The 15,249-nt window shown below is 30.8% G+C and carries 14 protein-coding genes and 1 other annotated feature; of the genes, 12 read left to right on the top strand and 2 right to left on the bottom strand.

Annotated elements, in window-relative coordinates; genetic code table 11:
• Window positions 1–240: 240 nt before the first annotated feature.
• From JNO63_RS06650 to serS, 11 genes are all read left to right on the top strand, one after another.
• Window positions 241–1,146: a hypothetical protein gene (locus tag JNO63_RS06650; protein WP_203127745.1), complete on the top strand. Its 906-nt coding sequence runs from the start codon at window positions 241–243 to the stop codon at window positions 1,144–1,146.
• Window positions 1,136–3,142, top strand: a complete 2,007-nt coding sequence (locus JNO63_RS06655; protein ID WP_203127747.1) for a DHH family phosphoesterase — start codon at window positions 1,136–1,138, stop codon at window positions 3,140–3,142. The genes JNO63_RS06650 and JNO63_RS06655 overlap by 11 nt, the downstream gene beginning before the upstream one ends.
• Complete coding sequence (rplI, locus tag JNO63_RS06660) at window positions 3,120–3,569, top strand: 50S ribosomal protein L9 (protein ID WP_203127749.1); 450 nt, start codon at window positions 3,120–3,122, stop codon at window positions 3,567–3,569. Before JNO63_RS06655 ends, rplI begins: the two co-directional genes overlap by 23 nt.
• The gene (gene dnaB, locus JNO63_RS06665) at window positions 3,569–4,900 is read left to right on the top strand and encodes a replicative DNA helicase (RefSeq protein ID WP_203127751.1); all 1,332 of its coding nucleotides are present in this window, start codon (window positions 3,569–3,571) and stop codon (window positions 4,898–4,900) included. Before rplI ends, dnaB begins: the two co-directional genes overlap by 1 nt.
• On the top strand, window positions 4,893–5,465 hold the full coding sequence (locus tag JNO63_RS06670; protein WP_203127753.1) for a GNAT family N-acetyltransferase: 573 nt from the start codon (window positions 4,893–4,895) through the stop codon (window positions 5,463–5,465). The genes dnaB and JNO63_RS06670 overlap by 8 nt, the downstream gene beginning before the upstream one ends.
• Window positions 5,455–6,174 (top strand): DnaD domain-containing protein, encoded by a 720-nt coding sequence (locus JNO63_RS06675; RefSeq protein ID WP_203127755.1) that lies wholly within the window; start codon window positions 5,455–5,457, stop codon window positions 6,172–6,174. The genes JNO63_RS06670 and JNO63_RS06675 overlap by 11 nt, the downstream gene beginning before the upstream one ends.
• A gap of 1 nt (window position 6,175) precedes the next feature.
• Window positions 6,176–7,144: an ATP-binding protein gene (locus JNO63_RS06680; protein ID WP_203127757.1), complete on the top strand. Its 969-nt coding sequence runs from the start codon at window positions 6,176–6,178 to the stop codon at window positions 7,142–7,144.
• Between the two features lie 7 nt (window positions 7,145–7,151).
• A complete protein-coding gene (locus JNO63_RS06685; RefSeq protein WP_203127760.1) occupies window positions 7,152–7,811 on the top strand; it encodes an NAD(P)H-hydrate epimerase in 660 nt (219 codons plus the stop codon).
• Between the two features lie 75 nt (window positions 7,812–7,886).
• Window positions 7,887–8,372, top strand: coding sequence for a DUF1003 domain-containing protein (locus tag JNO63_RS06690; RefSeq protein ID WP_203127762.1), 486 nt, complete (start codon window positions 7,887–7,889; stop codon window positions 8,370–8,372).
• Between the two features lie 59 nt (window positions 8,373–8,431).
• Window positions 8,432–9,724 (top strand): branched-chain amino acid transport system II carrier protein, encoded by a 1,293-nt coding sequence (gene brnQ, locus JNO63_RS06695; RefSeq protein ID WP_203127764.1) that lies wholly within the window; start codon window positions 8,432–8,434, stop codon window positions 9,722–9,724.
• Window positions 9,725–9,757: 33 nt separating this feature from the next.
• Window positions 9,758–9,921, top strand: a binding site (T-box leader).
• 38 nt (window positions 9,922–9,959) lie between these two features.
• Window positions 9,960–11,249: a serine--tRNA ligase gene (serS, locus tag JNO63_RS06700; protein ID WP_203127766.1), complete on the top strand. Its 1,290-nt coding sequence runs from the start codon at window positions 9,960–9,962 to the stop codon at window positions 11,247–11,249.
• Window positions 11,250–11,287: 38 nt separating this feature from the next.
• On the opposite strand, the gene JNO63_RS06705 is transcribed toward serS, so the two are convergent.
• Window positions 11,288–13,117: an acyltransferase family protein gene (locus JNO63_RS06705; protein ID WP_203127768.1), complete on the bottom strand. Its 1,830-nt coding sequence runs from the start codon at window positions 13,115–13,117 to the stop codon at window positions 11,288–11,290.
• 82 nt (window positions 13,118–13,199) lie between these two features.
• On the bottom strand, window positions 13,200–13,892 hold the full coding sequence (locus JNO63_RS06710) for an aspartate/glutamate racemase family protein (protein WP_203127770.1): 693 nt from the start codon (window positions 13,890–13,892) through the stop codon (window positions 13,200–13,202).
• Window positions 13,893–13,990: 98 nt separating this feature from the next.
• Between JNO63_RS06710 and JNO63_RS06715 the strand changes: the two genes are divergently transcribed.
• On the top strand, window positions 13,991–15,181 hold the full coding sequence (locus JNO63_RS06715; protein WP_203127772.1) for an ATP-grasp domain-containing protein: 1,191 nt from the start codon (window positions 13,991–13,993) through the stop codon (window positions 15,179–15,181).
• Window positions 15,182–15,249 lie beyond the last annotated feature (68 nt).

The following is a 15,249-nucleotide window of genomic DNA, read 5'->3' on the forward strand; positions in this document are numbered from 1 at the left end:
TCCGTAAATTTGCCATTGATTACTCCCTTATCAATTTATGAAGATGATATGCCCTAAGGGCAACTACATAAGTTATAAGTTAAAATTCAATTATAAGTGCAAATATAATTATTATAACTAAATATAATATAAAATTAATGTTGTTTTTATTAAATTGATACTTATCAAGGATGAAGTAAAATATATAAATCAAATTGTTCGATTTGAACCTTTATGCTAAAATTAAGTGAAAGGAATTTTATGGACATTAGTAAAAATATAAATAAGATAGTAAATATTTTATTTTACATATGCCTAGTCAGTATTTTAACTATCACAGCAGGAGATAGTTTTTTATTGCTTGCTAGCATACCAATTATTTTTTCTGCTATTGGCCTAGATAAGGGAATTGGTGAATTTTTAATAGTTTTTGCCAGTTCGTTTTTAATTGGGCTAATATTTGGTGATATTAAGCAAAATTGCTTATTTTTCATCCCGATTTTAATTTTGTCACTGATCCAAATAGGACTTATAAAATCTAATTTATCTGATAAATACCAGATAGTCATTAATTTTGCCCTAGCAAGTTTGTTATTTATTGGAATATATAAATATCAAATGATTACTGAAAATATCAGTATTGCTGATATGGCAAATGAAATGAAAGAAGCTTTTTCGTCTAGTTTGGAATATGATATCCCAGATAGGGTTTATGAAACATCATTTGCCCTTTATCCATCTATTTTGTCTGGGCTTGCTATGCTTTATAGTTTGTTTTCCTTAAAAATAGTGAGAAATTATTTAGCCTACAAAAATAAAGGCGAGGATATCAAAAACTTAAATACCATTAGGCTTAGTAAAAGTAATTTCATCACACTAATTGCAATTTGCTTAGTGATTTATTTTGTATTAAGCTTTGTTTTAAGTGTGCCTGTAAAATATATAGGTGCAAATCTTATAGCCATTGTGATTATATTTTTAATTTTAAATGGTATTCTAACTTATGATTATCTGACAATGCGAAGGGCCGGAGTTATTTCTCGTGGTATGAGATGGTTTTTTATTATAATGTTTTTCTATTTTTTTATGTTTATCTTTATTTTGTTAGGCATAAGCGATATATTTGTTGATTTTAGAAAAAAGATAAGGAGGATAGATGAAAAATAATTCAAATAAAGCTAATGAAAATATTTTTTATACAATGATTCTTCCGGTTATCACATCAGTTGGGATTTTCTATTATAACCAAATATTTGGGGCCATAGCTATTTTAGGCTGCGGAGCTCTTTACTTTTTTTTGCAAAATCAAAGAGATTATAATGAAAAAGCTATCCAAAGATACGTAGATGATGTGCATTTAAGTTTTGATAGTATCACAAAAAATTTGGTTTTTGAGATGCCTTTTCCTATTGCAGTTTTAAATGATGGAGCAAATATTAAATGGCATAATGGATATTTTAGAAATTTGTTTCCAGGTGAAGATTTAGTTGGAGTTGATATAAAAAAATTAATTTCCGATTTTGAAGATACCGACTTTAGTGATAAGGATGTTATCCAGCCTATAACAATAGTTATAGATGATAAGTCCATGCAATTTTATTTTTCAACAGTATTTAATGAGGAATTAAAAACAACAGAAACTTTTCTATATGGTATCGATAACTCCTATGATGAGTCTATTAAGCAATTATTTAAGGATAAAAGGCTAGTATTTTTTACAGTTTACTTAGATAATTATGAGGATCTAAGAAGTTCAACAAATTCAGTTAATAGACCTCAAGTTCTAGGTGCTGTTGATAGAATAATCAATGAGTACTTTAATGGTCACAACGGTATCGTAAGAAAATATGAAAATGACAGATATATGGTGATCATGGAGTATCAAGATTACCAACAGATCCATGATGAAAAATTTTCGATTTTGGATGATATTAGAGAAATAGAAGCTGGAAATACTATCAATCCTACCTTATCTATAGGTGCTGGTATTTCTGGTGCTAATCCTAGCGAGATATATGGAGACTCAAGAGTTGCAATTGAAATTGCTCTTTCCCGTGGAGGGGACCAAGCAGTTGTAAAAATTGATGATAACTACGAATATTTTGGTGGAAAGTCAAAGGCTACTGAAAAAACTTCAAAAGTAAAATCAAGAGTAATATCTGGTGCTTTAAGACGAATGATAAATGCTTCTAGCGAAGTTTATATCATGGGCCATAACAATCCAGACATGGATTCATTTGGGTCATCACTTGGAGTTTATGAGGGCGTAAGATTTTTAGAGAAAGATGCCTATATCGTACTTAACGAAGTGCCTAGACAAATAGAAAATATGTATGCAAGTACTACTAGTACTCTAGAAGAGCTTGAAGGTAATATTTTAACAGAAGACCAAGCCCTTGCCCGCATAAAGCCTTCATCACTTGTAGTCGTTTGTGATAACCATAGGAAAAACTCAACAGAGGCACCAAGTTTAATTGAAAAGACAGACCAAATATTTATCATAGACCACCACAGACGTGGCAATGACTATATCAAAAAAGCAACTATTTCTTATATAGAGCCATATGCTTCAAGTGCATCAGAGCTTGTAACTGAAATATTAAATTATTTGGATGAAGACTTTAAGGCTAGAACATCTATTGCAGAATCCCTTCTTGCAGGAATAACTGTAGATACCAAAAATTTTGTTTATCAAACAGGAGTCCGTACCTTTGAAGCAGCCAGCATATTAAAACGCTGGGGAGCTGATTCTGTGTATATTAAACGTATGTTTAAAGATGACTTTGAAATTGTAAAATATAAGTCGGAAGTTATAGCAGATTCGAGTATAGTAAATGATATGATTGCCATAGCTCATTTTAATAGAGATATAGATGGATCTAGCTTAATTGCAAGTCAGGCTGCTGATGATTTGCTAACTATAAAGGGTGTAAAAGCATCTTTTGTACTCACAAAAGCTAATAATAAAATCCACATTTCTGGTAGAAGCCTTGGCGATATATCGGTACAATTAATACTAGAACGTATCGGCGGGGGAGGCCACCTAACAGCGGCTGCGACCCAATTAGACATGAGCATGGAAAATGCTGAAGATATGCTAAAAAAAGCAATAAATGAATATTTAAGAGAGGAAGAAGAAAATGAAAGTAATACTAACAGATAATATTGTAAGAGTAGGTGTAAAAGGAGATTTAGTAGACGTAAAACCAGGATACTTCAGAAACTACCTAAATCCACAAGGACTAGCTGTAGAAGCAACAAAGAAAAATATGGCTGAGCTTGAAGAAATGCAAGCACAATTAAAAGCTGAAGAAGCAGAAAATAGAAAAGAAGCTGAAGAATTAAAAGAAAAAATCGAAGCACTTACAATTACTCAAAAAGTAAATGTTGGTGAAGATGGTAAACTATTCGGATCAGTAACAAACAAAGACCTTGCAGAATCACTTGCAGAACAAGGAATCGAGATCGATAGAAAAAGAATCGAAGACGTTGAAAAAATTGATGGAGCTGGTGAATACAATCTAAATGTTAGACTTTACCCAGAAGTAAACGCAAATCTTAAAGTAGAAGTTGTAGCTGAGGTTCAATAGTGACAGAGGCAAATAGGCCTCTTCCATACGACTTCTTAGCAGAAAAAGCTATTATCGGAAGTATAATCAAAAAAAATGAGACTTTCGATAAGGCAAATCAAATAATAAAACCTGTAGACTTTTATGATTCTAGGACACAGAGGATATATAAATCAATCGTCACTATGTTTGAAAAAGACATTAAGGTTGATGAAATAAGTTTATTATCCCAGCTTAAGAATGAAAATATATTACAAGAAGTTGGAGGGGAGGAGTTTATCACTGAGATTACCCTCTCCTCATTTTATACTCCAAATATCGATACATACGCAAAAACTGTAAAAGAAAAAGCATTGCTTAGAAGTCTAATAGGGGCAAGTGAAGATATTATGGATGTAAGCTACAGGCAAAATGAAGATGTAAGCTCCATTTTATCCATGGCTGAGGGAAGGATTTTTGATATATCCCAAAGCAAACTTAACGAAGGTTTGATAAAAGTAGCTGACACCCTTGATGAAACTGTCCAAGTGATCAACGAATTATCCCTAAATGATGGAGAAATTACAGGTGTTGGAACTGGACTTTCAACTATCGACCTCAAACTTTCAGGTCTTCAGCCAGCCCAATTAATTTTACTTGCAGCTCGTCCAGCTATGGGGAAAACTGCCTTAGGCCTTACAATGGCATGGAATGCAGCCAGAGAAGGAAAATCTGTTGCATTTTTTTCTCTTGAAATGTCCACTCTCCAATTAAATTATAGACTTTTATCCATGGTAAGCATGATTGATCTAGAACAGGTCATGAATGGTAGGATAAAGGATGATGAGTGGGAGTTATTATTTACCGCTACAAAAGAAATTGCACAAAAAGATTTATATGTCGATGAAACCCCAGGTATCACCCTATCAGAAATGAGATCAAAACTAAAAAGACTAAAAGCTGAAGTAGGGGTAGATCTTGTAGTAATCGATTATCTTCAGCTTATGCAAGCAGATGGCCGCCAAGAAAATAGGCAAAATGAAATTGCCTCTATTTCCCGTGGACTAAAATCACTTTCCAAAGAATTAAATTGCCCAATTTTATCCCTTGCCCAATTATCCCGTGAAGCAGACAAAAGAGCAGACCATAAACCAATCTTATCAGACCTTAGAGAATCAGGGGCCATAGAACAGGATGCAGACGTAGTTATGCTTTTATATCGTGAAGATTATTACGATGAGGAAGAAAATCCAAATATTGCCAAAGTTATAGTTGCAAAACACAGAAATGGTGCAACGGGAACCCTTGATTTATTTTTCAACAAACCATGCACAACCTTTAGAGACCTAAGCTATAGGGAAGAAGATGCATAATTTGAAAGACAAGCATAGAGTTTATATAGAAAAAATAAATCGCGAAACAGCATATGGATTTAAGGATCGGGGAGAGTTTGATGATGCTAGGTTAGCTGGATATAATTACGGTGGCCTAACAGACTTTGAAATTAATTTTTGGTATAATTCTGTAACAACACCACGCAAGAGATATTTTGCAGTAAAAAAGACTGATGATAATAGATTTATAGGTTTTATGGGCCTAAAAAACTATAATCCACTTACCAAAAAAGCAAAACTAGGCATAGTTTTTGATCCGAATTTTGTTTCAGCAGGTTATGGATATGAAGCCATGTCCATATTTTTAGACTATTATTTTAATGAATTAAAATTTAGAGAGATGATTCTTGAAGTAAATCTATTTAATGAAAGAGCAATAAAGCTATATAAAAAATTGGGTTTTAAAGAATGTGGAAAAAAAACAGAAGTTTTTGAAAATCAAAATATAGAATTTGACGAAAGATATTTTGAGGGCAAGAGAGATATTATTTTTTCCAAGATACTTATTATGAATTTAGCAAAGGAAGATTATTATGAACTTTAAGATGCAAGATGTAAAGCTAGATTTAGGTATGACAGCTTTTGAAAATATGTTTTTAAACACCTATGTCCAAATGGCAGATGGAGATGCGCTTAAGGTTTATCTTTTAGTCTACAAAGATGCCTACAATACTGGACTTGTAGATATAAAAAAAATCCAAAAACAATTATCATTTACAGAAGAAAAATTTAATGAGTGTATAGAGTTTTGGATAAATATGGGAGTTTTTCGTGAGAAGAAAAATCCAAGGGGAGAAAATTTCATAGAAATAGTATCTCTAAGGCAAATGTACTATGGTGATAATAGTAAAAGTGATAATGAAATTAGCTTTGATCAGGCAGGCAGAAAGTCAATTATGTTTGATAATATAGAAAGAATACTAGATAGAAGTTTGACCCCAGCAGATATTACTCGTATCCAGGAAACTTTAATAGACTATGATTCTGATCCAGAGTTAGTGACAGAAGCTTTTCGTCAAGGAAAAGCCAATGGGAATATGGATGTAAAATATGTCCTAGGTTACATAAAAACCTGGCGTGACCAAGGAGTCTTTACTCTAAGTGATCTAAAAATGCGTGAAGAACGCCAAAAACTTGCACGTAATAATTTTCCACGCCAATATAGGAAAAAATCTTCTACAAATGATGATGTTAAAAACTATGCCCAAAAAGCTCGTGAAGAACGTTTTAGAAAAATGCTAGGGGAGGATTAAAATGGAAACTAACAACAAAGTATCCAATATCCTATCTCAAAGGCGTGAACAAAATCTAATCGACCAACAAAAACGAATCAATGAAGTATATCACAAAATTCCTAGTATGGAGTCTTTAGACAAAAATATAAAAGAGCTTGGTTACTCTATAATTCAAGATGGGCTTAAGGGTTTTGATACAGAAAAAAAAGAAAATGACCTTAAAAATTTAAGACTTCAAAAAATAAATATCTTAGAGCAAAATGGATTTTCAAAAGATTATATGGAGATAAGATATCATCATCCAATTTGCAAAGATACAGGATTTGTTGGAACTCAAATGTGTTCTTGTCGCAAACAACTAATAATTGATGAAAACTACAATCAATCAAATATTAGAAATCTAATATCCATAGAAAATTTTAGAAATTTTGATGATTCATTATTTTCTGATAATCCTTATAGAGATTATCCCATTACACCTTATGAAAATATTCAGCATATAAAAGAATCTTTGTATGGATTTATAAATAATTTTGATAAGGTCAGTCACAATTTATATATTTTTGGTGATGTAGGACGTGGGAAAACTTACTTACTCAATGCCATTGCCAAAGAAATTTTAGATCGCAATTATTCAGTCCTTTATATGACCTCTTCAAGACTTTTTAAATTTTTAAATGACTACAATTGGGCTTTTGAAGAAGTACGTGCAAAACATCAAGATCAATTTGATTTTATCCTAGAATGTGATTTACTAATAATAGATGATTTAGGAAGTGAACCATCCAGTAAAAATGATTCTGCAAATTTATTTGAAGTAGTTAATAATAGAATGATTGCTGGAAAGCCAATTATTTTTTCTACTAACTTTGATGAAACAAGCCTATCAGATACTTATGGGGATAGGATTTTTTCTAGAATTATTGGAAATAGTGAAGTTTTTGAAATATTTGGTGAAGATTTGAGACTTAAAACAAGAAAATTTTGAGGTAAAAATGCTAGTTGTTGACAAAGACCAGATGATAGAAATTGATAAGTATGCCATAGATGAGTTAAAAATTCCAGCTCTTGCTCTGGTAGAAAGGGCAGCTCTTGTGGTAATAAAAAATATTAATCTAGAAGTTAGAAAAACTTTTGCAATAGTAGTTGGAATTGGAAACAATGGAGCTGATGGACTTGCTATTGCTAGAAATTTGCTAGCTAGGCGATATTATGTAGATATTTATATTGTTGGAAACACTGAAAAAGCAAGTACTGAATTTTTGCAAAATTATGAGGCAGTTAAAAATCTTACAGAAAGTATTTATCCCTTACAAACAATTGCAGACTTAGAATTTATGGAGCAAAATCTTTCCAATGTTTCTACAATCATCGAAGGGATTTTTGGCACTGGACTTGATCGAACAATATCTGGTACATATGCATATGTGATATCCCTTATAAACCGATCTTTAAAATATATTATTTCAATAGATGTGCCTTCAGGACTTGATTCGTCAAGTGGGGACAGCTGGGGTGAAATTGTCGATTGCGACTTGATAGTTTCTATGCAATTGATGAAAAAAGGTGTTTATGAAAGGTCAATTTATAAAAATAAGTGCATTGTCGAAGACATAGGCATCCCTCAAAAAGCAATAGATTATGTAATTAAATGAGATGGCAATTTAGCCATCTTTATTTTTTTATAAAAGAGAATAAAATATAATAGAAAAAATTCTTAGGAGAAAATTATGGAAAATCATAAAGAAAATGAGGCTGAAATTCTTAGAAATATTCTAGATAATGATTTAGGTTTAGATGATGAACAAATAGTAATGCTAATCAAAGATAGCCTATCAAAGCAAAAAAGAAATAAAGAAGATAATTATTCATTTGGAGATAAAGCTGCAGATAGAATAGCAAAGTTTGCTGGATCTTGGACTTTTATAATTATTTTTGTGGCATGTCTTATCCTATGGATGTTTATAAATATAAAAATGAAAGATAAGGCTTTTGATCCATATCCATTCATACTTTTAAATCTAGTTTTATCATGTGTAGCTGCCATCCAAGCTCCACTAATAATGATGAGTCAAAATCGTCAAGAGGAAAAGGACAGACAAAGGGCAGAAGATGATTATATAGTAAATCTTAAAACAGAAATCATCATCCGTGATATACACAAACACCTAAATGAGATAGAGGAGAAATTAGATCAAAATAATGAGATAAAATAGTTTTTAATTTTAATTTTACTTGTATAATATAAAGTAAAACACTTAAGCAGGTAAAAGCAATGAAGCAAAAAAATTTAGATACAAAACAAATAATTATTTCAGGATTTGCCCTTTTTGCTATATTTTTTGGTGCGGGCAATTTAATTTTCCCTCCATTTTTAGGTATAAATTCGGGTAAAGATTGGTTTTTAGCATCCCTTGGTTTTAATCTTTCTGATTCTATTCTAATACTTTTGGGGATATTAGCATTAAGCTTTAGGTCAGCAAATTTAAATGATTTTGGAAGCAAGATTAGTAAAAATTTTGGAAATATCCTAAGTTTAATATGCATAACACTTGTGGGGCCCTTGCTCTCAATCCCTAGAACTGGTGCAACAACTTTTGAAGTTGTCCTTAGTCCTTTTTATCCAAATATAAATAAAATATTATTTTCATTTATATTTTTTGCTCTAGTATATATTTTAACTATAAATGGATCAAAGGTAATTGATAGGGTAGGCAAATATTTGACCCCAACCCTTCTTGTCATATTAGCTATATTAATTGTAAGGGGAATTATGTATCCTAATATAGTTTTGAATTCAACAGCTGGCAACAAATTTTCCGCAGGATTTATAGAAGGATATCAAACTATGGATTCACTAGGGCCGATATTTCTTACTGGTATGATTTTAGAAGATTTTAGAAATAAAGGAATCAGTGAAAAAAATGACTTGATCAGGGCAACTATTTATTCAGGATTAATTGCTGTTTTTGGTTTAGTAGTAGTTTATACTGGTCTTACTTATGTAGGTACAAAATCAATTGCCTTTGCTGATCCAGATTTAAATAGAACAAGCCTTTTAATAACTATATCAGAAAATCTTTTAGGGCGAAATGTACAAATTATCCTAAGTTTAGTAGTAGGCTTCGCATGTCTATCTACAGCAATAGGACTCGTATCAGCGTTTGCATCTATTTTTGCAAACAATTTTAAAAAGCTATCATACAAATTTTTTGTAAGGATTGGAGTGATTATTTCTTTTGTATTATCGATATTGGGAGTAGACAAAATTATGGAAATATCTATCCCGATTTTGTTATTTATCTATCCAATTGTAATTAGTCTTTATATTTTAAATTTAATAGATAGGGGAAATATTAGTCCTTTAGCTTACAAAATATCAATAGGAGCTGTGGCTCTTGTAAGTTTTGCAGATGCCCTTAGTGCCCTTGGATTTAATAATAATTTTTATGTAAATGGTATAAATAAATTGCCGCTAGGATCATCAGGATTCGCCTTTGTTTTTGTTTTTGGGATTTCTTTAATAATTGTACTATTAATTTCAAAAAAGCAGAAAATAATTGAATAAAATAAACTTTTGGTATATACTATACTTAAGTTAATATGAGCGATGATAAGACTTAGTAACTATTATAAAACCTTTAGAGAGAAGATGGTTGGTGAAAATCTTTGGTGGTTAATAGTGAATCTACCTTTAGCTTTTTAAATTTAAGTATGTAATTATACATAAAAATTGGGTGGCACCACGAGACCTTCGTCCCATGTAGGATGATGGTCTATTTTTATGCAAAAAAGGAGAAAAAATGTTAGACATAAGATTAGTTAGAGAAAACCCTGACCTAGTAAAAGAAAATATCAAAAAGAAATTTCAAGAAGAAAAATTACACCTAGTTGATGAAGTTTTAGAGCTTGACGAAAAGGGAAGAGCTGTAAAAACTGAGGGAGATAATCTAAGAGCAGAAAGAAATAAAGTTTCAAAAGAAATCGGTGCTCTTATGGGCCAAGGCAAAAAAGATGAAGCAGAAGCTGCAAAGGCTCATGTAGGAGAAATCAACGATAGATTGACTCATATCGAAGAAGAAACTAGAAATTTTGAAGAAGAAATCAAAACTAGAATGCAAAAAATTCCACAAATTATCGACGAATCTGTACCTATTGGTAAAGACGATAGCGAAAACGTGGAAAACGATAGATATGGCGAGCCAGTAGTGCCAGATTTTGAAGTACCATACCATGTTGATATTATGGAAAGTTTTGATGGTATAGAATTAGATGCAGCTCGTGAAACTTCCGGATCTGGTTTTTATTATCTAAAAGGAGATATAGCAAGACTACAATCAGGGATTCTCTCTTATGCTAGAGACTTTATGATTGACCGTGGATACACATATTATATACCTCCATTTATGATAAGAAGCGAAGTTGTAACAGGTGTTATGAGCTTTGAAGAAATGGAAAATATGATGTATAAAATCGAGGGAGAAGACCTATATCTAATCGGTACATCTGAACACTCAATGATTGGTAAATTTATAAATACAATCAATGATGAAGAAAAAATGCCGCTTAAAATGACATCCTACTCTCCATGTTTTAGAAAAGAAGTAGGAGCTCACGGCATCGAAGAACGTGGAGTATATCGTATCCACCAATTTGAAAAACAAGAAATGGTTATAATTTGTAAACCAGAAGACTCTATGAAATTTTATGATGAATTGTGGAATAATACTGTAGACTTCTTTAGAAGCTTGGAAATACCAGTAAGAACACTAGAATGTTGTTCAGGAGACCTAGCAGATCTTAAAGTAAAATCAGTAGATGTTGAGGCATGGAGCCCACGCCAACAAAAATACTTTGAAGTAGGATCTTGCTCAAACCTAGGAGATGCTCAAGCAAGAAGACTTGGTATTAAATTACGTGGAGAAGACGGAACTTACTTTGCTCATACATTAAATAACACAGTTGTAGCTCCACCAAGAATGCTTATAGCATTTTTAGAAAATCTACTTCAAGCTGACGGCAGCGTAAAAATCCCAGAACCACTTAGAATGTATATGGGTGGTAAAGAAAAAATCGAGCCAGTTGAAAAATAAATAAAATTAAAAATCCAAGCTTAATTGCTTGGATTTTTTTATTCAGAAACCCTATTCACATTCAAAATCTTTCTCATAATTAGTTTTGCAAAATCATCTGATCCCTCTACATTTGGATGTGTCCTATCTGGTGCTAATAGGTCTGGTCTGTCTTTTACAAATTCTCTCCAGTCTACTAGATGGGCCTTATCATTTTTTTCTGTAAAACTTGCTAGATTTTTATTTACATATTCCATATATGATTGGGTGTGGGAAGTATTTATAAAATATACATCACGGCCATCTGCAATCTGCATAATTTTTTCTAAATCTGCTTCATTAGCTGAGCCATTCGAACCAAGTGAGATTAAAATAATATCAGCTAGGCCGTAGTTATTTTTAATTTGAGATAGGATATCAGGACCTGAAACCATATCTCTACCAACTTTACCATCAAGATAAAAGTTTGGGATAAATTTTCTGATATATGAGTCAGCATTAATTATAACAGAGTCACCAACAGCTGTGATATTGAGATTTTTTAAAAATTCTAATTCCTTTTCACTAAAATCAAAGTCATCGTAGGCTTTTTCTTTAAAGTTATTCTCTAATTTCTTTGTCTTAGGAATATTTTTTTCTTCTATTTTTTCTTTTCGATTTTTATTTTTTTCTATTATTTCCTTATTGGCTTGATCAATCTTTTCTTGACTTTGTTTTATATCATTGCGTAGATTATTGATTTCATCATTTTTGCTATTACCCAGTACAAGAGATGTTATGGATAAAATTACAAAAACAAGTAGAGATCCACTCAAGATATATTTTTTAAAACTCTTTGTTTTTAATAAATGGTAAGTAAATTCACTTAAAATTATTATTATAAAGAATTGGATTAACAGATTAAGTAAAATATTATCCATGAGTCCTGGAGAAAAATATACTACAAAAATTTGCACTATATATTGCCACAGGTACAAGTAGAAAGATCTTTCGCCAATGTATAATAAAAATTTATATATAAAACCATGTCTATTTTGCTTATTGCTCGATGATAAATTTTCAAAATTATATAAAAAAGTTATTAAAAGGGCAACTGCTATTGTATAAATAACAAAAAATCCTCGATATGCTTTAATATCTTTTCCATCTACTACAAAAAAAGGAACAATCACTAGAAGCCCTAGGATTATAATTGCAATTTTAGGATTTATTTCAAGTTTAAGCTTAGTTTTATCAATTTTTTTATTAATTAAATATGCAAGAGCACCAAGACTAAAAGCAGAGAATCTTGTATCTATAGCGTAATAAATCCTCGTAATATCAGCATTTGATTTTGCAAATATAAACATTGATATAAAACTTATGAGAGTCAAAGAACCATATACAAGGATTCTTTTATTATCCTTTTTAGGATTTCTTAAAAATTGATCAATTGTAAAAAATATTGCAATAAATTGCATATAGAGGGAAACATACCACATATGCAAAAACATATTGAAATTGCCAAGTTGGTTAAAATAGTCATCGCCAGCTAAGATTCGCCTAATATTTTCAATATTTAATGCAACTGGTATAGCAGACTTGATGCTATCATCAAATATGGTTCTTGCAAAAATAAATGAAAATATGAGGGAGATTGCCATAATCAAATAAACTGGTGAGAGTATATTTATAAATTTTGTCTTTAATTTTGTTTTTAATTCTTGATTTTTAAAATCAGCTGTCTTAACTGTTAAAAATCCTGATAAAACTAAAAATATAATTACAGCTAAGTATCCACCTGGCACAAAGTGCGAGTAGGTATGAAATAGAGAAACTCCAAAAAAAGCGATTGCCCTAAGAATGGTGAGGTAATTATATTTTTTATTTGATTTTATTCTTCTAGTCATAATGCCACCTCGTTAACAGATTAATTATAACAGAGCTAATATTAAAAATTTATAAAGACATTATGAACTTTGTAAATCTTAGTTAAAGTTTTAATTCGAAATCGGATTTTTTTATAGATTCATAGGTTAAGATGTCCATAGCATCTATGACAAAATCATATGAAGTTATATTATCAATTAGTGAAAGCTCTGTGCAAGCAAGTATTATTGCATCTACACCTGTATTTTTCAAGTATTTTATCATATCCAAAAACTCTGGATGATTAGTTTCATTTGTTTCTTTTATTTTATAAATTGTATCCATGGTAAAATCTTTGATTTTATCATTCATTGGGATAATATTTATGCCAATATCCCCAGCATATTTTTCATAAATCCCACAAGACATTGTTGCTTTTGTTCCCAAAACCGCAATATTTATATCATTATTTTTTTTGCAATACAAAAGCGTTTCTTCTACCATATTTATAATGTTGACTTTTGTGTAATTTTTAAAAGTGTCGTAATAATAATGCATGGTATTACAAGGAATTGCAATATTATCTACGCCTTGATTTTCTAAGTTTTCTAAGTCTTCCTTAAATTTTTTAAGTAAAATTTCTTCATCTTTACCAGTTAAAATCGCTGCTGTTCTATCTGGTATTTGCGGATCTGAAATTATTATAGTAGGTATATGGCCTTGATCCTTGTCTGCTTTGGTATTTTGTACTATTTTTTGATAAAAGTTTGCAGTACAAAGTGGACCCATTCCACCTAAGATTCCTAATTTTTTCATAAAGTTCTCCTTAATTCTAGGATTTGCTTTTTATATTATACGATTATATAATAGATATCACTATTGACAAGCCTTTTAAGCAAAATAGGAGAGACAGAATGAACAAATTTTTACCAATTATCCTAGGCTCAGACCTAAATACATATTCTATAGCAAGAGAAATCCACGAAGCCTATGACATAAATCCAGTTGTAGCAACATCTACGATTTTATTGCCATGTGTGGATTCTAAAATCATCAAATTTTATAAAAAAACAAATTTTTCAAAAGATCCAGAAGTTTTTAAAGAAGTTTTGGATGATATTTACGAAGATTACAAAAGTGATTACGAAAACTTTATAATTTTTGCTCCGGATGATGTTATGAGAACATTTGCCCTTAAAAATATAGAAAATTTAAACTTTAAACCACTTATGCCTTATGCGGATATTGAAGTTATCAGAGGACTTTCAACAAAAAATGATTTTTATGATAAGATAAGTGACTTAGATCTTGCACCAAAAACTTTTATAGCAAATAATAAAAACTATATGAACTTGAATTTTCCAGAAGAAGTATTTATCAAGCCAGACAATGATGTATTTTATAAAACATTAGATTTTGAAGGTTGGCAAAAGGGATATCATTCAAAATCAATTAAACAAACTCAGGAAATTTTGGCAAATATTTTTAACAATGGTTACAATTACAATGTATTAGTTCAAGAATTTGTAGCTGGTGGAGATGGAACTGAATACACTATCGAAGGATATAGATCAAAATCCACTATTTCTATGGCAATTTCAAGAAATATTTTACTTGATAAAAGAGTAGAATGGATTGGAAATTTTGTTGCAAAAATTGACTCTGATGAAAAAATCTTATTTGACTATGCTAGAAAAATTGTAGAAACCTTAGGTGTTTTTGGTTTATTTAACATTGATTTTAAAAAAGATACCAAAACTGGCAAATTTTATGCCTTTGAAATAAATCTACGCCAAGGTCGTAGCCATTATTTTGCAAGTCTAAATGGAGTAAATACTTCAAAACTTGCTATTGAAGATTTAATTTTTGATAAACAAGAAGAAATAATAGGAGATAAGAAGTTTAGATACTATAATCTAGATTTAGGTCAAACAATCGATAATCTAGACCCTGAATTTAGAGAAGACTTTGAAAATGAAGAAAGAAAAATAAACTCAGCAAACCCACTTGTTTATAAAAAAGATTTAAATTTCAAAAGAAGACTAAAAATGAAAAAATACTTGGATAAGCTAAGCAAAGAAACTTTTGCCGTTAGAGAAATATAAAAATTCCCCTATGTGAACTGACCCCTTAAAGTTGGACCTAATCAACTTAAGGAGGTCAGTTTTTTATG

Origin of the sequence: Anaerococcus sp. mt242, from assembly GCF_016798225.1 — a bacterium.
In the GTDB taxonomy this organism is placed as follows: Bacteria; Bacillota; Clostridia; order Tissierellales; family Peptoniphilaceae; genus Anaerococcus.